Annotated in this window: 17 protein-coding genes; 13 read left to right on the top strand and 4 right to left on the bottom strand. The window is 60.6% G+C overall.

Going from position 1 to position 20,961, the window contains the following annotated elements:
* Positions 1-13 precede the first annotated feature (13 nt).
* From D7006_RS03015 to D7006_RS02980, 8 genes are all read left to right on the top strand, one after another.
* Positions 14-961, top strand: coding sequence for an Eco29kI family restriction endonuclease (locus D7006_RS03015; protein WP_237355495.1), 948 nt, complete (start codon positions 14-16; stop codon positions 959-961).
* Entirely contained in the window at positions 870-1,427 is a 558-nt protein-coding gene (locus D7006_RS03010) for a very short patch repair endonuclease (protein ID WP_371745029.1), read from the top strand. The genes D7006_RS03015 and D7006_RS03010 overlap by 92 nt, the downstream gene beginning before the upstream one ends.
* Positions 1,424-3,775: an ATP-binding protein gene (locus D7006_RS03005; RefSeq protein WP_237355494.1), complete on the top strand. Its 2,352-nt coding sequence runs from the start codon at positions 1,424-1,426 to the stop codon at positions 3,773-3,775. The genes D7006_RS03010 and D7006_RS03005 overlap by 4 nt, the downstream gene beginning before the upstream one ends.
* Positions 3,772-5,448: a DEAD/DEAH box helicase family protein gene (locus D7006_RS03000; RefSeq protein WP_237355493.1), complete on the top strand. Its 1,677-nt coding sequence runs from the start codon at positions 3,772-3,774 to the stop codon at positions 5,446-5,448. The genes D7006_RS03005 and D7006_RS03000 overlap by 4 nt, the downstream gene beginning before the upstream one ends.
* Entirely contained in the window at positions 5,445-5,975 is a 531-nt protein-coding gene (locus D7006_RS02995; protein ID WP_237355492.1) for a hypothetical protein, read from the top strand. The genes D7006_RS03000 and D7006_RS02995 overlap by 4 nt, the downstream gene beginning before the upstream one ends.
* A gap of 2 nt (positions 5,976-5,977) precedes the next feature.
* Positions 5,978-7,114 (top strand): PIN-like domain-containing protein, encoded by a 1,137-nt coding sequence (locus D7006_RS02990; RefSeq protein ID WP_237355491.1) that lies wholly within the window; start codon positions 5,978-5,980, stop codon positions 7,112-7,114.
* A 98-nt stretch (positions 7,115-7,212) separates the two neighbouring features.
* Positions 7,213-8,997: a hypothetical protein gene (locus D7006_RS02985; RefSeq protein WP_237355490.1), complete on the top strand. Its 1,785-nt coding sequence runs from the start codon at positions 7,213-7,215 to the stop codon at positions 8,995-8,997.
* Between the two features lie 443 nt (positions 8,998-9,440).
* Entirely contained in the window at positions 9,441-10,790 is a 1,350-nt protein-coding gene (locus tag D7006_RS02980; RefSeq protein WP_237355489.1) for a site-specific integrase, read from the top strand.
* 23 nt (positions 10,791-10,813) lie between these two features.
* Here D7006_RS02980 and D7006_RS02975 read toward each other — a convergent pair whose 3' ends face one another.
* Both D7006_RS02975 and traA read right to left on the bottom strand, forming a co-directional pair.
* Positions 10,814-11,014: an AlpA family transcriptional regulator gene (locus D7006_RS02975; RefSeq protein WP_237355488.1), complete on the bottom strand. Its 201-nt coding sequence runs from the start codon at positions 11,012-11,014 to the stop codon at positions 10,814-10,816.
* Positions 11,015-11,142: 128 nt separating this feature from the next.
* Positions 11,143-14,109 (bottom strand): Ti-type conjugative transfer relaxase TraA, encoded by a 2,967-nt coding sequence (gene traA, locus D7006_RS02970; protein ID WP_237355487.1) that lies wholly within the window; start codon positions 14,107-14,109, stop codon positions 11,143-11,145.
* Between the two features lie 171 nt (positions 14,110-14,280).
* On the opposite strand from traA, the gene D7006_RS02965 reads away from it, so the two are divergent.
* Together D7006_RS02965 and D7006_RS02960 are read left to right on the top strand one after the other, a co-directional pair.
* Positions 14,281-14,607: a conjugal transfer protein TraD gene (locus D7006_RS02965; protein WP_237356838.1), complete on the top strand. Its 327-nt coding sequence runs from the start codon at positions 14,281-14,283 to the stop codon at positions 14,605-14,607.
* Position 14,608: 1 nt separating this feature from the next.
* The gene (locus D7006_RS02960) at positions 14,609-14,827 is read left to right on the top strand and encodes a conjugal transfer protein TraD (protein WP_237355486.1); all 219 of its coding nucleotides are present in this window, start codon (positions 14,609-14,611) and stop codon (positions 14,825-14,827) included.
* A gap of 42 nt (positions 14,828-14,869) precedes the next feature.
* On the opposite strand, the gene D7006_RS02955 is transcribed toward D7006_RS02960, so the two are convergent.
* Both D7006_RS02955 and D7006_RS02950 read right to left on the bottom strand, forming a co-directional pair.
* Positions 14,870-15,787 carry a nucleotidyl transferase AbiEii/AbiGii toxin family protein gene (locus tag D7006_RS02955; protein WP_237355485.1) on the bottom strand — a complete coding sequence of 306 codons (918 nt, stop codon included), beginning with the start codon at positions 15,785-15,787 and terminating at the stop codon, positions 14,870-14,872.
* A gap of 5 nt (positions 15,788-15,792) precedes the next feature.
* A complete protein-coding gene (locus tag D7006_RS02950; RefSeq protein ID WP_237355484.1) occupies positions 15,793-16,581 on the bottom strand; it encodes a type IV toxin-antitoxin system AbiEi family antitoxin in 789 nt (262 codons plus the stop codon).
* A 324-nt stretch (positions 16,582-16,905) separates the two neighbouring features.
* Here D7006_RS02950 and D7006_RS02945 point away from each other — a divergent pair, with 324 nt between their 5' ends.
* From D7006_RS02945 to D7006_RS02935, 3 genes are read left to right on the top strand one after another with little or no spacing between them, the layout of a single operon-like run.
* The gene (locus tag D7006_RS02945; protein WP_237355483.1) at positions 16,906-19,077 is read left to right on the top strand and encodes a class I SAM-dependent DNA methyltransferase; all 2,172 of its coding nucleotides are present in this window, start codon (positions 16,906-16,908) and stop codon (positions 19,075-19,077) included.
* Positions 19,074-20,351, top strand: coding sequence for a hypothetical protein (locus D7006_RS02940; RefSeq protein ID WP_237355482.1), 1,278 nt, complete (start codon positions 19,074-19,076; stop codon positions 20,349-20,351). The genes D7006_RS02945 and D7006_RS02940 overlap by 4 nt, the downstream gene beginning before the upstream one ends.
* A complete protein-coding gene (locus D7006_RS02935) occupies positions 20,348-20,959 on the top strand; it encodes a hypothetical protein (RefSeq protein WP_237355481.1) in 612 nt (203 codons plus the stop codon). The genes D7006_RS02940 and D7006_RS02935 overlap by 4 nt, the downstream gene beginning before the upstream one ends.
* Positions 20,960-20,961: the final 2 nt, after the last annotated feature.

The following is a 20,961-nucleotide window of genomic DNA, read 5'->3' as shown; positions in this document are numbered from 1 at the left end:
GGGGGTTTAGTGAATGGCATTGGCACCGGATCGAGCCGCGATTAAAGCACTTGAGGACGCGCTGGCGGCGGTGCTCGCGGCGGCCGGTACTAATCCTCCTCAAGCGGTTGTCCGACGGATTCGGGAAGGTCTGGCCACGCACGCCGACGCGGTTGAAGCCGCGCGCTCTTCCACCGACCCAGTTCGGATGCCTCGCGCGACCTTCGATCCAGCCGATCCAAAGGCGATTGGCCGAATGGTCTCGATCGCGCTGATCGCGCAGCCTCTGGTCGCGTTGACCGATGTCCGGCCAGCATACGGTTCTGGTGTCTACGCGATCTACTATCGTGGCGATCACCCGCTTTATGGCGGTATCTCTGGATCCGAGACACCGATCTATGTCGGCAAGGCCGACCCCGCCAAAGATGATGCCAGTACGACGCGGGAGCAGGGTGCGAAGCTCACGGCGCGTTTGCTGGAGCACGCGGGAACAATTGGCACGGCGGAAGCATATGGCGACAAGCTACCGTCCCATCTGTCACCCATAAGACTGGCGGACTTTGTCTGCCGTCGTCTCGTATGTGCGACAAATGCCCAACTCGTCGCTGAGAAGCATCTCATCCGGACGTTTTGGCCGATTTGGAACTCAGAGACCAAGGCTTGCTGGGGAATGAGCAAGCATGGTGACGCCGCGACCACGCGAGCCAATAAGCGCTCGCCATGGGACGTCGTGCATCCTGGGCGACTCTGGGCATTGGACGAGCGGCTGGCGGACTCTCTGACGCCGGATGAGATCGCCAAGCGGATCGCCGCGACGCTGGAGCGGGTGCCGGCGCGACAAGATCATGCCGCGCTACTGGAGGAAATGTTGGCCGGCTTTCGTCAGGACGATGCCGTGTCAGTGGAGCCCGACATTCCGCCGGTGGGTGAGAACGTCGCGGGTCCCGAACCGGACGAGGCTGGCGGTGTCGACGACGAATGAGACGGATACCGCCAGAAGCGCGCAGATGTCTCGCATACGGGGGCGTGACACCAAGCCGGAAATGCGTGTGCGTCGGGCGCTTCACGCGGCGGGATTGCGATACCGTCTTCATGCGAAGGATTTGACCGGGAAACCCGATCTTGTCTTTCGGGGCCGGCGGATAGCCCTGTTTGTCCACGGGTGCTTTTGGCATCAGCATCCGGATCCGAACTGTAAGCTTGCACGAATGCCGAAGTCGAAGCTCGATTTCTGGCGCCCGAAACTTGAGGGCAACAGGTTGCGGGACGAAAAAACCCGATCCGCCCTGGAAGCGGAAGGTTGGACGGTTGTCGAGGTTTGGGAATGCGAGAGCAAACCGGACCATCTACAGCGACTAATTGCGAGCCTTCAGACATCAAACCCGCTGCGCGCAGCGGAGAATAGATCCCGATCGAGAGTCGGGGCAAAGCCAAAGGCGGGGAAATGACTCAGGAACTGGACCTCACGCCCGCGCCGCGCGTGTTGCAGATGCTCGGCGAGATTAATCTCGAGCAATGGCGATGCCTGGCTGAGCTCATCGATAATTCCATAGACGGTTTCATCGACGCCGCCAGGGCCGGCTCGCCTATCGCTCAGCCGGAGATCGCAGTCAGCATTCCGACCGCCGATACCGAGAACGCGCGCGTGTCCGTTAAGGACAATGGGCCGGGGATGTCCCTGGAGACTTTGGAGAACGCCCTTCGGGCGGGCTGGTCGGGCAACGATCCGCTGTCAAAGCTCGGCCTTTTTGGCATGGGCTTCAACATCGCTACCGCCCGTCTGGGTATCGTGACGGAGGTCTGGACAAGCCGTCGGGGCGATCCAGAGCAGGTTGGCGTTCGTATTGACCTGGAGGAGCTTCGGGCCTCGGGGAATTACAAGGTGCCTCGCCAGACGAGGGCGAAGTCAAACCATGAGGATCATGGTACTGAGATCGTTGTTACGCGGCTTAAGCCTGAGCAACGCGCCTATCTGGCGCGTGCGAACAACCGCACGACCATCAAGAAACATTTGGCGAAAACGTATTCGTCGCTCCTGTCCAATTCGGAAGCTGGCGCGATCCGACTGATGTTGGGCGGCGCGAGGGTTACGCCGCTCCGACCCTGCGTCTGGGATGCGAGTCGGTCGATCGAGCTGCCTGATGGCACCGCCGTTGGCGCGGTGGAGCAGTTCGATGTCGCTCTCGCCCCTCGGCGATATTGCGAGCACTGCATGCGCACGTTGACGAGCGACCAGGAGCAGTGCCCTACCGGAAGCGCACACTGCGCCATCGTGGAGACCCCGCGAAGAGTAAAGGGCTGGGTCGGCATCCAAAGGTATCTGGACAAGACCGACTTCGGTATCGACTTCATCAGAAACGGGCGAAAAATCGAGATTGGAAGCAAGGATCTTTTCATCTGGAACGATGGAGAGACCCAGGAGGTCGAGTATCCGATCGATGATCCGCGAAGCCGAGGTCGCTTCATAGGAGAGATTCACCTCGACCATTGCCAGGTGAGTTACACCAAGAACCGCTTTGAGCGTGACGATCCGGCGTGGAATGAAATGGTTCGGGTCGTGCGCGGCGAAGGCCCGTTGCGGCCCAACACCGCGCGCCAGAAGGGTTTCGATGGCAATCAGAGCCCACTTTATAAGCTATTCCAAGCTTTCCGCCGCACCAGCCCTCAAGGCAAGAATGGTCTGTGGTCCCGGATTATGGTCGTTCAGGACAACGATCGCGCCCTACAGATGGCTGGCTTATTTGCCAGCGCGGATGCCGACTATCTGACCGATGAGCGTTGGTGGCAGCTCGTCGAGGAGCAGGATTCGAAGATTCTCGGCGACACGCCTGGCGCTGGCGACGGAGCGGCGATTCCTCCGGGTTTTCTTGGGGACGATGTTAATCCCGAAGGTCCGGGCGATGGCGACGGCGGCGGTGTCCCATCCAGCGGTGAACAGCCGCCTGCAGCACCCCCAGCGGCGCCAGAGCCGGCCCCTGTGCGGCGGCCGATATTCGAACTTACCCGCAAGTACATTCATCCGACCTATCGCGCCGAGTTCGATGTCGAGGCTTTCTCCGTCGATCCAACTGACCCGCAATTGCCGGCGGGCCAGCCGTGGGCCGTCCGCTTAGATAACGTCGCTACGCGCACCTATTCGTATCTCGTCGATACGGCACACGACGTTTTTCGATCGTCGACGATGACACCCCTCGACGCTCTGCTCGTCGATCTGACTTATCGGACGATCGAGTTTCTTCGCGGGCATAGTCAGGATGCGACGCCGGCGAGTGTTCTCGCGGATTTTCGCGCTGAGTATTGTGGCGACACCCGCCTAGACGAACAGGAAATTATCGCCCTAGCAGGCAACATTCTGAGCGATATCTGCCGTTCTGTGGCTGGTCTTATAGACGGTCAATCCGCCGAGGCCATGTATGACGAACTGACCGATCGTGAAAAGGAGGGCATCGCTCGCAGGATGGCCGGCCGCGGCGTCGCTGATCCACGAGCCCTCATGTTGGACGGCCGATTTTGGGACTATGCGGACGGCGGTACGGTACGTCGGTTATTCATGCGGCATCCCGAGCTCTTTCTTGATGGAAAATACTGGGAGGACGCATACGCTGTCCTTGATTTCGGAGCCCATGAGGTGACGAACGATGCCAAGGCGGCAACCGTCGCGCGTTATGACGCGTATCTCGGTGACGCCATTTGGCTCGCTGATCAAACGCCAGCGGACTTGGCGCGCGCCTCACGCGACACCGTGATCCGAGCGACTTGTTCGCTCCGGCTCCTCAGACCGGATGTCGCGGTGTGACAGCGGAGCCCTTCCTCCACACTCAACGACTGTTAAAGGGGCCATGGCAAGCCTTCGAGCGGGATGTTGCTCGGCTGTTAGTATGCAACGGCTTTGAGGATGTCAGGCTCATTGGTGGTTCTGGTGATGCTGGCGCCGACGTCCTTGGGGTCAAGAACTCCGAGTTGTGGGTGATCCAGTGCAAATTCACAACCGGCGGCTATCCGTCGCCGGCGGCTGTGGATCAGGTCGGCGAAGCGGCTCGCTACTATCAGGCTGACCGGCTCTACGTTGCCACAAGTCGTCGTGCTGGACCGGCGATGCAGGCGTCAGTTCGCCGTTGGGCCGCGTTAGGCATCGAGATTGGTATTCTTGAACCGGCGACCTTGCTGGAGATGGCGAGGCGCAGCCCGGAATATCCGCCCAGCAGACGCGATCTTCGCGATTATCAGCTAGAGGCCGTCGATCGATTTGTCGGCTCTCTGCGCGAAACGGGCCGCGGACAGGTCGTTCTCGCGACCGGACTTGGAAAGACAGTCGTCTTGGCGGAGAGCATCGCTCAGCTCTTTCGCGATGAGGCGATCCCAGGGGGGCGGGCATTGGTGCTCGCCGGCACGAGGGAGCTGGTCGATCAGCTTCAGAGGGCTTTTTGGGACCAGCTTCCAAAATGGGTTCCGACGCATCGCCTGATCGGTGGCGAGTATCCGAGCGAATGGAATGGGATCACGTTCGCGACCGTTCAAAGCGCTGTATCTCGGCTCGATGACTTACCCGACTTCGGGGTCGTGATGATCGACGAGGCGCACCATGTCGGCTCCGACACCTTCCGCCGGGTGACGGATAAAATGGCGGAGGCGATGATCGGCGGTGTCACGGCAACTCCGTGGCGGGGGGACGGCTATGATATCGACCACTTGCTGGGCCCACCCGTCGTTAGAATCGGTATCGCTGAGGGCCTGAGACGGGGATTTCTCTGCGAAGCGGATTACCGGCTGCTCGCCGACAACATCGATTGGTCGTTTGTGCGATCGCACTCGCGCAACAGCTATTCGATCACGCAGCTCAACAAGCTCTTGCTACTGCCAACGCGTGATGAGGAGGCGGCGCGCGCGATCCGGGACACCTTCGACAAGGAGGTCCGACGTTCGGCGATAATATTCTGTTCCTCCGTGACCCACGCCAAAAGCTTCGCGGCCATGCTGAGACTGTTTGGCTTTCGCGCTGAGCCGATCACCGGCGACATGACGCCTCGGGAACGTGATCGGACAATGGCGGCCTTTCGAAAGGGTTCGCTCGACATTGTCACAACTCGCGACCTGTTCAATGAGGGCGTCGACGTACCGGACGTTGACATGATCGTCTTCATGCGAGTCACGCACAGCCGTCGGATCTTCGTTCAGCAATTGGGTCGGGGCCTGCGCATCAGCCCGAGGAAGAAGAAAGTCGTCGTTCTCGATTTTGTTAGCGACCTGCGTCGCCTCGCGGAAGTTGTCGAGCTTGAGAAAGCTGTCCGAGGGGACGTCGAGCGGCTGCGTCTGCCAGGCGTTATACAGTTCCGCGACGAGGGCGCGGGTACATTCATGCTCGACTGGATGAAAGACCAAGCCGATCTGTTCACCCGTGAGGGTGATCCGACACTTGAACTGCCCGCTTTCGATTTCCCGGCGCCTCATACCAGGGGCGGTATTCAATGACTGCCATCTCGACGGCCCTACGTGACAACCTGAGGGACAAACTCTGGCAGCAGTGTGATGACCTTGGCTGGATGTCGCTCCAGGACGTCGAGCGGGCCCGCTACTATGAGCTTTGGACGCGGGATGCCTCAATCGGCGGACAACTTGCGCATGTGATGGATGCCCGGAAGGTGCGCGTCTATATCAAGGATTCCCTGGTAAAGCCCTATGTCAGGGCGCGGCTGTCCTTAAATGAAGGCGAAGTCTGGCGCTTACTTGGACTTACGGCCATCGATCGCGTTGTTCACGTCTATATCAAACCACATGGACGGAGGACCGAGGACGGTCGGGTCATCGGCTGGGGTCGAAGTCGCGATTGGAAATCCGTCCTAATGGCGGTCTTCGAGCGCGGTCGCGCGCAAAGTTCGTTTTCGTCATTCGGTGTCGTCCTGCTCGAGAGCGGGAAGACCGAGGACGAACGATCCCGCAACCTTGTTAGAGAGGCCGCGCAGAGGCTTGGCATTGAAAAACTGGCCTGGTTGGAGTGATCATGAGAGATAAATATCCAGGCTGGTATCCAAAGTCTGCGGTCGAGGCCTCGGCGTTGTGGGACAACGCCATTTTTGTCCCTGACGCGAATGTTTTGCTGCACTGCCTCCGTCACCCCGCTGCGGTTCGCGAAGAACTTTTGCGGCTGTTCGACGCGCTAAAAGGATCCCTGTGGATTCCATATCAGGTTGGGTTGGAGTTTCATCGTAATCGCTTGGATGTTGAGCTTGGCGCGCAGGATGCTTACGACGTCTTGATCAAAGATCAGGAAGCAACAATCGAGAAGGCGCGCGAGCGGCTGAGGCAACTTCGCGCTCATCCCACGATAAGCGTGCCTAAGGAATTGGCCGCCTTGGATATGTTCTCGGCGGATTTTCGGGCGCGAATGGCAGCCTCGCAAGCTTCACATCCGGCCGAGGACATCGCGGCCGCCGTCACGCGCCTGACGCAACTCTTGGATGGCCGAATTGGTGATAAGTGGAAGCCCGAGCAGCTCGCCGCACTTAAGAAAGAAGGGGACGATCGCTATGCGAAGAAGATCCCGCCTGGATACAAGGACGCAAAAAAAGATGTTGGCGAGTTCGATAAGTACGGTGATCTGATTATTTGGAAGGACATGATCGGCAAGGCAAAGGCGGACAAGCGGCCGATCATTTTCATTTCAGATGATGCCAAGGAAGATTGGTGGTGGATTCATAAAGGTCGGAAGCTAGGTCCTCGCCCTGAACTGATCGAGGAATTTCAAGCCGGTTCGGATCAGGACTTCCACATCTATGAGTTCAGCCAATTCCTGCGGTTTGCGGCGGAGCGCTTTCCCGAGATCAAGGCGGGAGTCGATCAGGTCGAGAAAAGTCTGCAGGACGATGTGCGCGCTCGCAAGAAGCAGCATGAGGTGGCGGAAGCGATCGAGACGCGGGCAAGGGTTCGGGAACTCGAAGACGAACGTGATAAAATTGTTGCCGCCCTGTCGGGCGCGCCGGGTGCGGCGATGCCGGTAGCGACCGTTGATAGAGCTGCGCTCAGAGCGCGCCTCAGCGAGCTCACCGCGGAATTGGAAACCCACCAACCAGGGCCAGAGACGAGCTCCGCGATTTTGGGCGGCAGCGACGCCGCCGGAACCAAGGAGGAGGCGCCGTGATCGGCGCCATGCTCGTTTGCATGAGTTGCCCCATGAGGAGCCCTAATGCCACCGTTCGCCATGCGCCGCGTAGGATTCGAGCGGAGTAATGTCACCTGATGGATGAGCCAGCGCGGACCGCGCCCGCGTCCCTGGAGATTGCGGACCGGCTCGACTGGTTGGCGCGACAGGAGCTCGATGAAGTCGAACGGTTCATTGGGACTGTTCCCCCGCTCGAGTGCGCGGTCCTGCTCATCGAGGCCTGCCGCTGTCTCGACCATATGCATGTCGTTCAGAAGCTATCGGCCAAGGAGGAGGGGAAGCTCTCCGTACATGATTTCGACATCGTCGTCCGTGGTTGGAATGTTCTGTTTGGTCTCCTCATGCAGCGGAAGGGAGAGTTCAATGGCGTCCCGCTTAGAGAGAGCGTTCCGGAACTCCGCCAGGCGCTCATGGGCATGCTGCATTTCGCTGGCCGATATGTACTGCTCAACCGCACGGCGGAGATGGTCCGCCACGGGATGGTCTCCGCGATGGCGGACGGGGACAAGATCGAATTGAAGCTAAGCGACCGAACCCTCTCGGACCATTTCCATGACCAGGTTGACCATGGGAAATTCGCTGAACTGAATGCGAAGGTGCTGAGGGGGTACAAAGCCGTAGCTACCGACGCCGATACCGCGCAACATCTCAGTGATGTGATGGGCAGGCTGACGTTTCCCTGGAAAACGCCGCAGGGTGTGATGGTCGGCTACAGCGCTGATCCAGAGATTGACGCCTACTTCCTCGATGCCGTTACGCAGAATACCCTGCAGTGGCGGGACGACGCCGGGATCCATCCTAGCGCAAAGCTAGGCGGTTGCTCTGGGGGATTGCTGACGACCGTTGTCCATGTGCTGATGAGCTTTTACACGAAGCACATCATGTTTGTTGAAGAGGCGATCAAGCTTCATCCAGGCGTCAACCAGCATATGAGCCTGACTATCTGGAAGACGCGAGCCGACCTCATAAAGTCCCTCTTGACCGCCACTGAGGCTTCTGAGGAGGAGGTCAGCGCGGCGCTCGACCTGATCACGGTGCGTGCTGATGATGCCGCCTACTTCCTCACGGAGCAGGCACCTGGCATTCCCTTGGTAATCGAGCTCTGCAACGGATATCTCCTGACACCAGTGAGCGGCGTCTTCCGCAATCCGTTTAACGCGATCCGAATGCTCCGCGAGTCGACATCTGTAGCGATCCGGAACGCGCTTCGCGAACATCGTGAAGAGTGGATGGCCGAGGACCTTTACGCGCTCTTCGAAGGTCCACGGTTTCAACGTGTGTCTGGTCAAACGAAGCTGCGGCGAGACGGCCAGATTGTCACAGACATCGACGCGGCAATTTTCGATAACGCGACGGGCGAGCTAGTGCTCTTCCAGCTGAAGTGGCAGGACTTCACCAGCAGCAGCGTCCGAACTCAACGAAGCAAGGCCAAGAACTTTAGCGATCAGGTGCAGGACTGGGCTGAGAAGGTCATGTTCTGGATCAACCAGTTTGGGGTGGCGGCGCTTTGTCGAGCGCTCAAAATCAAGCCTCCGGATGGTACAGAGCCCCGCATTGTGCGGCTGATTGCGATCGGCCGTTCCAACGCTCGCTTTCGCAGCTACGGTTATGACACAGCAGGAAACATGCTGGTCCTGCCATGGCCGCAATTCGCGCGCCTTCGTCTCGCCATCGGTCCGGGTCAGGATTTCTTCAAGCTCCTGACACAGGCGGTCATCAGCGAAAATGCCGTACCCGTCGAGTGCAAGCCGTTGCCCTATGTCCTTGAACGCCACGGATTACGAGTGACCTTTCGAGACATCTGGTGCGGCTTTGAAAACGGTGATGACGATCCTGGCGCTGCGGCCGGGCAGTCAGGGTGACGTCGATCGGCGTAGTTTGCCGCGCATGGCCAGGACGCCCGGAGCGACCGTGCATGGCGATAGATGGTGGAAGGTGCGTTTTGCGAAAGCAGCCGAAAAAGCCAATGTTTTCAGTAGCCGGTATTTTTGACGGTGTGTCGGACGGTATAGCTCTTCGCGGAAAATATTTTCGTGTTTTAAAACAGTGACTTATGATGCTAGGAAATAATCGAGTGGGAGTGAACTAGGGTGGTTTCAGACCATCCCGCGCCGCGCCGAAAATCGCACCAACCCTCTGACTAACAAAGAGTTTTATTCCTACCCCGTATCACTGCGTTTCACCCGAGCCGGACCACTTTGTTGGTACCGATGTTGGTATAGCGCAGGATGGTCGAGAAACGGGCTTCCGGTACCAACAGCGCCTGTTGATGGTATCCGTTCGCCCCTCGACCGGATGCGGATTTATGAGCGAACTCACTGATAAAGAACTGAAAAATCTCAAGCCGAGGGCCAAGCTCTACAAGGTGACGGACCGCGACGGGATGTATGCGGCTGTCACCCCGACCGGGGTTGTCTCGTTCCGGTATCAGTACCGGGTGAACGGGCGGCAGGAGGTGTTGACCATCGGCCGATATAGCGCCGAGGCGGCGCGCAAGCTGACACGGGCACCCGACGCGCTGGAATACGGGATGGAGGTGTCCCTTGCCGAGGCAAGGTCGCTGCTGGGGCGCGCTCGTCGTCAGGTCGAGAGGGGCGAGTCGCCGTCGAAAGCCAAAGTGGAGAAGCGCACCGCGTCAGCCGAGGCATTGACGTTCGGCGGGTGGGCGGAAGCCTATTTCAAGCACAAGGCCGATCCCAAGTCGGGAGCTGAGAGACTGGCCGACAGCACCCTGGCCATGCGCCGGTCCGTCTATGATCGCGCCATCGCGGGAGAGTTGTCGAAGCTCAAGCTCGGGGAAGTGACGCCGCAGCGCCTCAAACATCTGTGCGACGAGGTCAAGGAGAAGCGCGGGCCGGCCGTCGCCGTGCATGTCCGCGAGGTCGTGTTGCTGGTGTTCCGTCATGCTCAGGGAAGCGGGCTGGACGTGAGCAATCCGGCCGAGTCGATCCGCACCAGCGCCATCGCCACCTTTGAGCCGCGCGAGCGCGCCCTTTCGCCCTCCGAGGTCCGCGCGGTCCTGGCAGCCTTGGATCATGTGTCGGCCGCGCCCACGCTACGCTTGGCGGTGAAGTTTGTCTTGCTGACCGGCGTCCGCAAGTCGGAGTTCATCGACGCCACCTGGAAGGAAATCGACTTCGCCGCCGCCCGCTGGACGATCCCGGCCGAGCGCATGAAGGCCGGCAAGGCGCATGTGGTCCCACTGAGCGATCAGGCTCTCGACATTCTCACGGTGTTCCGCACCATGTTCGGCACCAGCCGATTTCTGCACCCCGGCCGATACGACAGCGATACGCCGATCAGCAATGCCACCCTCAACCGCGTGATCGACACGGTGGTGGAGCGCATTCGGGAGACTGATCCTGATTTTCAGAGCTTCGGGGTTCACGATCTCCGTCGCACATTCTCAACCGGCCTGAACCGCGCCAAGTTCGATGATCGCTGGATCGAGATGAGCTTGGCCCACGCGCCCCGGAACCGGATCGCCGCCGTCTACAACGTGAACCGCTATCTCGCCGAGCGGAGGATCATGCTTCAGTGCTGGGCTGACATGCTCGACGCCTGGGTAGACGGGCGATCCGCGAAAGATCTGATCGCCGACGCAAAACAGCGCGCCGCCGAGGTTCACGATGACGAATTGGATGATGATCTCTGAGTGATGCTTCCCCGTCCATTCTGTCAGTCGTGGGTGGCCCGCCATCGCGGCGGATCGGCAACCCATCGGTCGATGTCGGATTCCCGCCAGCCGGCGCCGTTGGTGCTAATCTTTAGTTGTGCGGGGAAGGTCCCCTCGGCAATCTTGCGATAGATGGTGGAACGGGACAGGCCGGTGCGGGCGAGGACGGTCTTCAGGCGTATGATACGCTCTGGTGTCTGCATGGCGGTGCTGCCTCCTGCTGGATGCGCCTGAGGGCGCTTGCGCAAGACAAGGCATGGGACCGCCGACCGGCAAGTGGATGAACGGTGCTGGTGGGGCGTGGCGAACCGGCGGCGGTACATCGGACGGGTTAGAGCCCAAGGCCAAGGCTGCGGTCGAAGTCGATGCCGTGGCTCCGGGCGAGTTCGCGACCCAGACTGCGACCGGTCTCGGTGCTGATGCCCAGTTCCTTCTTACGCGTAGCGAGCAGGGATTCGAGCTGCGGGTCGCGCTCCAGGCTCCGCGCCATGTTGCCCATCTGGACGCGGGTAGCCTTGTAGCCGGAGTAATCGCCGTCGCTGTACTGGCGTTGACGCTGCTGGTCGAGCTTCTTCCAGCGCTCGACAAATTGACCGGCGCGGCGCTCCGGATCGGTCCGGATTTCCGTTTCGAGCTGGAGGGCGCGAATGGTGCGATTGAGCTTGCCGCCGGCCGCCTCGTGCACCAGCTCCGGGTTCTTCTCATAGGCCGCCTCCGCATCCCGCCAGCCATGGGGACGCACTTGCTCGAACTCCTTGCGGGCGTCGGAGAGTTCGCGAATCTGCTCGGGCGTTCCCTGGCCGGTCGCGTCGGCCGTAGAGAGGATCGCGTCCCACGCACGGGCATGCCGAACAAGCGCGCGGGTTCGCGCCTGCCGCAGCACCGCCTCTGGATCCTCGGGACGCTCCTGGGTGATTGGCCTGACTTTGTTTCCTAGCTCATCGCGCACAGCTGGCGCTTCTCGTGCCATATCCACGGACGGCCTGAGCGTGTCGACTAGGTCGCGCAGCTTCTCCGGGACCCTGCGCGCCATCTCCACGACGCGCTGGCGGAAGGTGATGCCGCGCCGCTCGGCATAGTCCCGCGCCGGGTCGGACCGCTCGTAGTCGGACGCCATGTCCTTGGCCCGGTCGCGCGACAGGGTGCGCACCAGCCGGTTCCCATCCGCGAAGTCGTCGCGGCCAAAGTGCAGCTCCATGCCGTCGCGGTGGCGCGAGAGGGCGACATAGCTGGAATGGGCATCCAGGCCGGGCGTGGCCAGCACATGGGTGCGGTCCACCGTCATGCCCTGCGCCTTGTGAATGGTGGCGGCATAGCCATGGTCGATGCGGTCGTAGTCCTTCAAGTCGAAGGCGACGGACCGGCCATGATCAATACGCACGGACATGGACTGCGCGCTGACCTCTACGATGGTGCCGAGCGTGCCGTTCTTCACTCCGAGCCCGCGCTCGTTCTGCAGGAACATCACACGGTCGCCACTGGCGAAGGAACGCGCGCCGCGCTCGACGGTGACGCGCACCTCCTCGCCGAGATCGCCGGCCTCCCGCATCCGCGCGCGGGCGGCCTGGTTGAGGGCGCGCACCTCGTCATTGGTGTGGGTGAGGATGATGCGGCTACGGTCTGGTGCGGCCTGCCGGTCGCGGTCCCAACGCTCGATCAGCTCGCCCCGCGCCTGCTCCCGCGCTTGAGCGGCATGGACCATGCCATTCCTCTCATAGGCCTGGATAGCATCGTCGATCCTGCCAGTCGCCAGATCGCGCGTGGCGTCGCGCTGCCAGTCCTCGCGCTGGCGGCGTACCTCGCTGATCTCCGCGCCACCGTGACGCTCCACGAGGGACCGGAAGGCCGCTCCCGCCTCGATGGATTGCAACTGCTGCGGATCGCCAACCAGCACCACCTTGGCGCCAACATCCGCAGCATGGGACAGCACGCGCTCCAGCTGGCGCGTGCCAACCATGCCGGCCTCGTCGATCACCAGAACATCGCGCGAGGTGAGCAGATCCCGGCCTTGCCCCCAGCCATGTTCGAGGCTGGTGATCGTTCGGGAGGTGATGCCCGATCCGCTCTCCAGATTTTCCGCCGCGATGCCGGACAGCGCGACGCCGCGAACCTCCATACCGGCCGCCTCCCAGGCCTCGCGCGCGACACCCAGCATGGCGCTCTTCCCCGTCCCGGCATAGCCGACGACAATGCCGAGATCGCGCGTGCCTGTGATGTGCGCCAGCGCGTCAGACTGCTCACCGGAGAGAACAAGGCCACGCTGCTCAGCACGCTGAAGAGCCGCCTTCCTCTCTGTATCCTTTACGGCATGGCGTTCGCGGTCCGCCATGAGCCCGGCAGCCCTGTGCAGACGCTGCTCGGCCTCGATCATCTGACGCGTCGTGAAGCGGTCCTCGCCGCGTCCGTCCTTGCGGAGCTCGACGAGATCGGGCTCACGGCCCATCGCACCCATCACCTCGTTGAACTGCTCGATGCCGTCGCTGTGACGGTGCGCGAAGCGCGCCATATCGCGCCGGGTGAAGGTCGATTGCTGATGGGTGATGGCCTCCAGTGCCAGTGACGGATCGGCGATGATGCGCGCGCCATTGCCGCGCGCGATCTCCCGATGCAGTTCCGCCCGATCGGCGGCTTCTATCCCCTCCGCCCCCTCCGCTTCGATCCGCTGGGCGGGCGCGCCGATCTGGCTCTGCGGCTCCAGCGCGATGCCTTGGGCTTCCAGGCTGCGATGATCGATGCGCGCGTCGATATCGAGCTCGGCCAGCCGCTCATTGGCGAGTTCGGCCCACCGCTCGCGCCAGCGTTCCACCATCTCGGTCGCGTTCCACTCCCGCACCTTCGGACCGAAGCCGTCCTCGTCAACCGAGCGCATCGTGAGCATCACATGGGCATGGGGTTTGGCCATGCCGTCCTCGCCCTTATCCCAATGCACATTGAGATCGGCGATCATGCCGAGATCGACGAACTCCGCCTCGACGAAGTCACGGGCGAGCGCGATCCCCTGCGCCTGACTCATCTCGCGCGGCAGGGCAAACTCGACCTCGCGGGCGAGCTGGGCGTCCTTCCTCACCTCGAAGGCTTCGACATCGTTCCACAGCCGCTCGCGGTCGCGCCACATCTCGGGCGCCCCGTCGGGCAGCAACACCTCTGAGTGCACGACACCGCGCTTCGACGAGAAGTCCTGAACGCGATCAATCCGCGCGTCGCGCAGCCGCGAGGCCGAGCGGTAAGCTGCGGACGCCACCGCGCTGGAGCCGGCCTTGCGGCCAATGACCTTGACGTGAAGATGATAGATCGCCATCGCGATCCGAACATCACCATGGCGAAGCGCGCGTCGGAACGACGTATAAGCGCGCCCTCGAAACTAATTTCTCGGGACTGATCGCGCCGTTCCAGGCCGTCCCGTCACCCTTAAAGCATTTCGGCAGGCGCTCAACTATCATCGCTCAATCGACAGCTTATGGAGACGATGATGCGCAAACCACGGGACTTCGATGCAGAACTGAAATCGCTGGAAGACAAGGCACGGGACTTGAAGGCCCGCAAAGTGCAGCAACTCGGCGAGTTGGTCATCTCCACAGGGGCCGACGCGCTGACCGCCGACGAACTGGCGGGCGCGCTGATTGTGCTGGCCGAAACCAAGGACGCCGGAAAGAGGGAGGCATGGGCGAAGCGTGGCGCCGCGTTCTTTCAGGGGCGGACACGCCGAACTGCATCAGCGTCTGACCGCGACGTTGGTGGCGCTCAACCGCAACCGGGCGGCGCGCAACCGGCATCAGGGAGCGCGGGCGCGGAATGATATGCGCACCTGGCAGGTCGAGCGTCGCAGGCGGACGCGGCATCTGATCGAACTCGGCGGCCTCGTGGTTAAGGCCGGGATCGTGGACCTGACCGGCGATGATCGCGCCATGATCTACGGCGCACTGCTCTGGATGGCCGACAAGCTCCGAAGCGAAGAGCGCGACAAGGCGCTGGCGCTGTGGGTTGCGAAGGGAAAGCAGGCGTTCGAGAATAACTGAGCATCAGCCCATCAAATGACACGCCCATCGATCGCGTTGCGGTCAGGGAAGGAGAACGCGCTCCAATGCATCGACCAACTCGCGCCGTTTGGCATCGGGCAACTGGGCGAGGTTGTGCTGCTTCCATATGACGGCGGGCAGATGCTGGGCTTCCGGTATCCCGAGAAGTGCCCAAGCCGGTTCGCCGCGTTTGAAACCGGAAAGGAAGCGCCGGTGGTCTTCCGGCATTTCGGCCACCATCGCGGCGATGATCGCTTCCCGCGCGGCCTCAAGGTCCGCGAGCGCGACAGGCTCCAGAGTCATGCCGGCGAAGCCCCGCGCAAACTCCTCCTCCAGCACCTTGCGGGTCGGGGCGAGAACTTCGGCCATCGGACGGTTGTGACTGATGACGTAGACCAGAAAGGCGCGGCGCAACTCTTCGCCGACGCCCTCGTTTGCCAAGAGGCTGCGCACGTCGAAGAGATCGCGCGGATGCTGGCGGTCGAAGGCCGCCACGATCTTGCCCGCGTAGAGGTCGGCGAATGACACGACCTGCATTTCGGCGAAGCCGAAGGCGTCTTCGACAACGGGCACCACGCTCATTACAATGGGATCATAGACCGCACCACGGAGCACTAGCGTCACCTCGATCTTGATCTGCACGCCGTTCGTCCGAACGATCAGCTTGGTGACGATATTCTCGGCGGCGGAACGCGAAGCATTGACGCGCGCGACAGGGATCGCCCGCTCGATCCGTCCCTTGATCCTCAGCATGGCGGCGTTGATTGCCGCGAGCGATGCGGCCCGATCTTCGACCGGCAGATAGGTCAGGTCGATGTCCACCGAGAGGCGCGGCATGTCGCGCACAAACAGGTTGATCGCGGTGCCGCCCTTGAGCGCGAAAGTCCGCTCCTCCGCCACGAAAGGAAGGACGCGAATGAGCAGGGCGACCTGCTGCCGATATGTGTCCAGGAAGGCCATGAACTTCACGGACCTCCAAGATCGGACGGCACGGTGATGTTGTAGCGCGGATCGAGCTTCCCGCCTTTAGCGAGGACGCGCTTGCCCGAACCCAGATCGACGCGGGATACATCGAGCCGGGATCGCCACGCATGGCGGTGGCGGTCGGCGAAGTAGAGAAAAAGCCGCTTCACCTTCACGCTGGCGCAAGCCTCCAGTAGGGCTTGCAAACGGCGTGGGCTCAGATCGCTCAGCCCCTCCATCAAGGCGTCGGCCTGATAAAAGCTTTCATGCTCGGGCAGTTCGTCGAGCAATTCGAGAACGGCGCGCTCCTTGCTGGAATAGCGGACAGGTAAGGTCAGGCCGCCGGCGCTGACCATGACCGGGCCTGACTCGGGCGGTGCGTCGGCGCCGCCGGGAAACAGCCGCAGGCTGTTGTGCCAATGAAAGGTCACGTCGAGCGGTAGGTCCGCCAGCCAGGTCGGCGGGCGCTTCGGCCCGTAGAGGTGAACCTCGCGCACGGCTGTCGAAAGGTAGTGGGCGTAACCCTGCTGTTCGAGCGCGGTGCGCCCGCCAACGGTCAGCGGAAGGTCCAGCACCGTCTGGAGCGAGACGGCCACCTGCTGCCAGGTGAGTGGCGTGCGTGACCGGCGATAGACGCGCCGGGCCGGGCTATCGAGCCAGCCCGCGCGAACATACTGGCTGCGCAGTGCCGACGAATAGCCGTGAGCCTCCATCCAGGCGGCATCGGCCAGAAGCCCTTCCGGGAGCTCCTGCTGGAGTCGGTTTAGCTTACCGCCAGAACGCATATCCATGCTTGGTATTTTGGCCGATTTTCAAACCCATGTCGAGTTTACATTTTTTCAAATATGCTAAACTTTGCTATGTATTTCGCAAATTTTATAAACCTCCCCACCACCGCCAAAGAGAGGGCCGGCTACCCCGAGTGGTCCCGAAAAATCCGCTTCGAGGGCGGAAATTTTCAATATCGGACTGCGGCCGCGGCTCAACCGCCGCTGCTCGCCCCAAGACAGGGAGCTACCGCTATCTTCCCTGATTTCCTCGGATCTTTTATACACTTCCCCAAATCACGAGACACGGCACCTGACTGTACTGCGCTGATTTGACTAGGGGGAATCGTGCTAACTGAACGTCACAAGGAAGTTGCCGGAAAGATTTTGGAGATCGCCAACCGGCTGCGTGGGCCATATCGCCCGCCGCAATACCGGCTGGTCATGCTGCCGATAGTGGTGCTGCGGCGCCTGGATTGCGTGCTGGAGCCGACTAAAGATGCGGTGCTGGCTGAACACGCCCGCCTTGTCGCCGCCGGCACGGCCGAGAAGGCCATTCCCCGTCTGTTGACCCGCGTCGTCGGACAAGACCGCAAGCAGCCTCTCTACAACACCAGCCCCTACACCTTCCAAAAGCTGTTGGGTGATAGCGAGAACATCGCGCCCAATCTCGTCGCCTACATCAACGGCTTCTCCGATACGGCGCGGCGCATCTTCGAGAAGTTCAAGTTCGGCGACCAGATTGAGAAACTCGATTCGAGTAACCGGCTCTACGCCATCGTCCAAGCGATGGCGAGTATCGACCTGCACCCAAATCGAATCGACAACATCGATATGGGCTACCTGTTCGAGCACCTCGTCATGCGTTTCAATGAACAGGCAAACGAGGAGGCGGGCGATCATTTCACCCCGCGTGAGGTGATCCGGCTGATGACCCATCTCGTCTACACCGGCGAGGAGGATGTCTACAAACCCGGCGTCTATCGGGAAATCTATGACCCCGCCTGCGGAACCGGCGGTATGCTGTCCGTCTCCGAAGAGACGATCCGAGCCGGCAACACGAAGGCCAATGTCGGCCTATATGGGCAGGAATACAACGACGAAAGCTGGGCAATCTGCTGCTCGGACATGCTCATCAAAGACGAGGAAACAGATCACATCATCCTCGGAGACACATTGGGAGACGGAAAAACTTCCGACGGCTTCCCCGGCCGGCAGTTCCATTACATGCTCGCCAATCCGCCGTTCGGTGTCGAGTGGAAGGACCAGCAGAAGGTCGTCGAAAGAGAGGCTGGGGAGTTGGGCTTCTCCGGCCGTTTCGGCGCGGGCCTGCCCGCGATCAATGACGGCTCGCTCCTTTTCCTCCAGCACATGATCTCGAAAATGAAGGATCCGCCGGAGAAGGGCGGCGAAGGATCGAAGATCGCTATCATCTTCAACGGCTCGCCCCTGTTCAGCGGCGATGCCGGGTCCGGCCCATCCAATATCCGGCGCTGGATCATCGAAAATGACTGGCTCGACGCCATCGTCGCCCTGCCTGACCAGCTTTTCTACAACACCGGCATCTTCACCTATGTCTGGCTCGTCACCAACCGCAAGGTCGCGGAGCGGCGCGGCAAGGTGCAATTGATCGACGGAACGCGCTTCTTTGACAAGATGAAGAAGAGCCTCAACAACAAGCGCAACGAGCTGTCAGACGCACACATTCGCCGACTGACAGAGATTTACGGAAACTTCCGGGACGGGGAGCGTGAGACCGTGCCGATCAACGGTAACCTTGAGGAGCGCGTCGTTAGCCGCATCTTCGAGAACCGCGAGTTCGGATTCCTCAAAGTGACGGTCGAGCGGCCCTTGCGCCTCAACTTCGAAGCGACGGAGGAGCGCATCGCTCGGCTGGATGACCAATCCGTCTTCGCCGGGCTGGCGGTGTCGAAGAAGCGCAAAGACGCCAAAGCCGTGGAAGCGGAGGAGGAAGAGGGCCGCGCCCATCAGGCGGCGATCCGCGCCATGCTGGCGAAGCTGGCGCCCAAAGGGCGCTACATGAACCGCGATCGTTTCGAGGCAGATTTGGACGCCGCTGCTAAGCACGCGGGGCTGAAGCTGCCGGTGCCGATCAAGAAGGCGATCTTCGCTGCCCTGGGCGAGCGCGACCCGAAAGCTGAAATCTGCCGTAACGGCAAGGGCCAGCCTGAGCCCGATAGCGAAGTTCGCGACACCGAGAACATCCCGTTGCCGACCGGCACGGCACTGCCTCTGCCGATGAGCTTCGGACCGGACATGCCCAATGACGATCTGGTTGACGCCATGCGGGAGGCTATCGACGCCTATATCGCGGCGGAGGTGCTGCCCCATGTGCCTGATGCCTGGGTTGATTATGGCAAGACCAAGGTCGGCTACGAAATCCCGATCAATCGGCATTTCTACGTCTATAAGCCGCCGCGCCCGCTGGCCGAAATCGAGACGGACATCGCGGCTCTGGAGAGTGAGATTGCCGGGCTGCTTAAGGGGCTAGTGTCGTGAGTGACGCTGATTGGTTCGCCGACTTTCCGAGTGATTGGCAGGAGCTTCGTGCTGATTTCCTTTGCTATCCATATCGGGAAACCGTCTCTCCAGAACGCTTTAGGGGCGAACTGGTCGCCCACTATTCCATTCCGCAGGTGCAGGAGACCGGCGGTCCGCTGGTAGAGCCGGCCGATGACATTGACAGCACCAAGTTGCTGATTCGAGCGCCGACCTTGCTGGTTTCAAAGCTGAACCCGCGAAAGAAAACGATCTGCATCGCCGAGCCGCAAGGCGAGTTGCCGACCTTAGCATCCAGCGAGTTCATACCGATCCGTTCTGACGAATTTGACCAGCACTATGCCTACTATCTGTGGGGCAGCGAGAAGGTAACGGATCGACTGTCAGCCATCGTGCAATCGGCCACGCGCAGCCATCAGCGCGTTCTTCCTGCCGACATTTTGAAGTTGCCTTGGAAGTGGCCACCCCTCGAAACTCAGAAGCGTATCGCAGCCTTTCTGGATGAAAAGACGGCGCAGATCGATGGGCTGATCGAAAAGAAGCGGGCGCTGCTGGATCGGCTGGCGGAGAAGCGGCAGGCGATCATCACCCAGGCCGTCACCAAAGGCCTCGACCCCGCGGCCCCCATGAAAGACAGCGACATCGACTGGCTGGGCCAGATCCCGGCGCATTGGGAGGTGAAGCGGTTGAAATACATCTCTCCGCGCGTAACGGTCGGCATCGTTGTAACGCCAGCCGCCTATTATGCCGACGAAGGTATCCTTGCGCTCCGCGGCCTCAACATCCGAACGATGGGATTTGATTTTTCCGATACCCGGAACATCACTCAGGAAGGACACCATCTTAATATAAAGTCTATGCTCCGCGCGGGCGACCTTGTCGCCGTCCGCACAGGCGCGCCAGGAACTACAGCCATAGTACCGGAAGAATTAGCGGGCTCAAACTGCATCGACTTGGTCATAATACGGCGCCCGCATTGTGCGTCCGGGCGATATGTGGGTTGGTTTTTGAACAGCAATATCGCTCACACTCAATACGCAATCGGATCAGAGGGTGCGCTCCAGCAGCATTTCAACGTCGAGACCTCGAAAGAGGTCCTAGTTACCTTGCCGCCACCGTCTGATCAGGTCGAGATCGCCAAGTACATCGACGACAGCATCGCCGCCCACGATGTTCAGGCAGACAAAGTGCAACTAAGTATCGAAAAGCTTACGGAATACCGCTCCGCCCTCATCACCGCAGCCGTCACCGGCCAAATCGAGGGGCTTCAATGAGCCTTGATGCGGCAACCTATTTTCAGCACCTGAAGGCTTACGTGAATGGTGATTACATCATGCACGATGGGTCCGATGGCAAAATCATATTGAAGGAAACATATTTCCGCCCGGAAGATGTCAAGCCCAAAGTGCGAAAAGTTGAGCTTTTGCTTTCGGGACTGGGTATGGCATTCAAACTCGACAATGACGATTTCGAACATTCCCAGAAAAAGACGAAGCCCGCCTTATTTCATTTTCTAAATGACGTGGCTAAACCCTGGTCTAAGCGATGTGACTTCGTTGTCTTCCACGTTAACGGTCGTACTTTTCATGCTGACTGCATAGAGTTCAAATCGAAAAGCCTGACAGCAGAAAAGGTCGTCCCGCAGCTCAAGGCCGGTGTGTGTTGGGTCAGCAGCCTGAAACGAACAATTGAAAATTACACGGGTGACAGACGACTTATTCGTTTGCGAAAATTTGTCTTCGCGGACAACACGAACCCTGAGGCATATCTCGATGGCAACCGTCAGCTAATCGCCGACCCCTCGGTCCGGTATTACCACTTCGATGAAGTTCAAGGGCAGCCTCTGCCTGGCCTCCAGAACGCGTCGATCCAGGAGATTTAGGG

The organism is Xanthobacter sp. YC-JY1 (genome assembly GCF_021730305.1).
Taxonomy (GTDB): domain Bacteria; phylum Pseudomonadota; class Alphaproteobacteria; order Rhizobiales; family Xanthobacteraceae; genus Xanthobacter; species Xanthobacter flavus.
This window is presented reverse-complemented; position numbering and strand designations above follow the sequence as displayed.

Coding starts and splice junctions, on each gene's coding strand:
- D7006_RS03015 (WP_237355495.1), top strand. CDS start 14: ATGGCATTGGCACCGGATCGAGCCGCGATTAAAGCACTTGAGGACGCG.
- D7006_RS03010 (WP_371745029.1), top strand. CDS start 870: ATGCCGTGTCAGTGGAGCCCGACATTCCGCCGGTGGGTGAGAACGTCG.
- D7006_RS03005 (WP_237355494.1), top strand. CDS start 1,424: ATGACTCAGGAACTGGACCTCACGCCCGCGCCGCGCGTGTTGCAGATG.
- D7006_RS02995 (WP_237355492.1), top strand. CDS start 5,445: ATGACTGCCATCTCGACGGCCCTACGTGACAACCTGAGGGACAAACTC.
- D7006_RS02990 (WP_237355491.1), top strand. CDS start 5,978: ATGAGAGATAAATATCCAGGCTGGTATCCAAAGTCTGCGGTCGAGGCC.
- D7006_RS02985 (WP_237355490.1), top strand. CDS start 7,213: ATGGATGAGCCAGCGCGGACCGCGCCCGCGTCCCTGGAGATTGCGGAC.
- D7006_RS02980 (WP_237355489.1), top strand. CDS start 9,441: ATGAGCGAACTCACTGATAAAGAACTGAAAAATCTCAAGCCGAGGGCC.
- D7006_RS02975 (WP_237355488.1), bottom strand. CDS start 11,014: ATGCAGACACCAGAGCGTATCATACGCCTGAAGACCGTCCTCGCCCGC.
- traA (WP_237355487.1), bottom strand. CDS start 14,109: ATGGCGATCTATCATCTTCACGTCAAGGTCATTGGCCGCAAGGCCGGC.
- D7006_RS02965 (WP_237356838.1), top strand. CDS start 14,281: ATGCGCAAACCACGGGACTTCGATGCAGAACTGAAATCGCTGGAAGAC.
- D7006_RS02960 (WP_237355486.1), top strand. CDS start 14,609: ATGCGCACCTGGCAGGTCGAGCGTCGCAGGCGGACGCGGCATCTGATC.
- D7006_RS02955 (WP_237355485.1), bottom strand. CDS start 15,787: ATGGCCTTCCTGGACACATATCGGCAGCAGGTCGCCCTGCTCATTCGC.
- D7006_RS02950 (WP_237355484.1), bottom strand. CDS start 16,581: ATGGATATGCGTTCTGGCGGTAAGCTAAACCGACTCCAGCAGGAGCTC.
- D7006_RS02935 (WP_237355481.1), top strand. CDS start 20,348: ATGAGCCTTGATGCGGCAACCTATTTTCAGCACCTGAAGGCTTACGTG.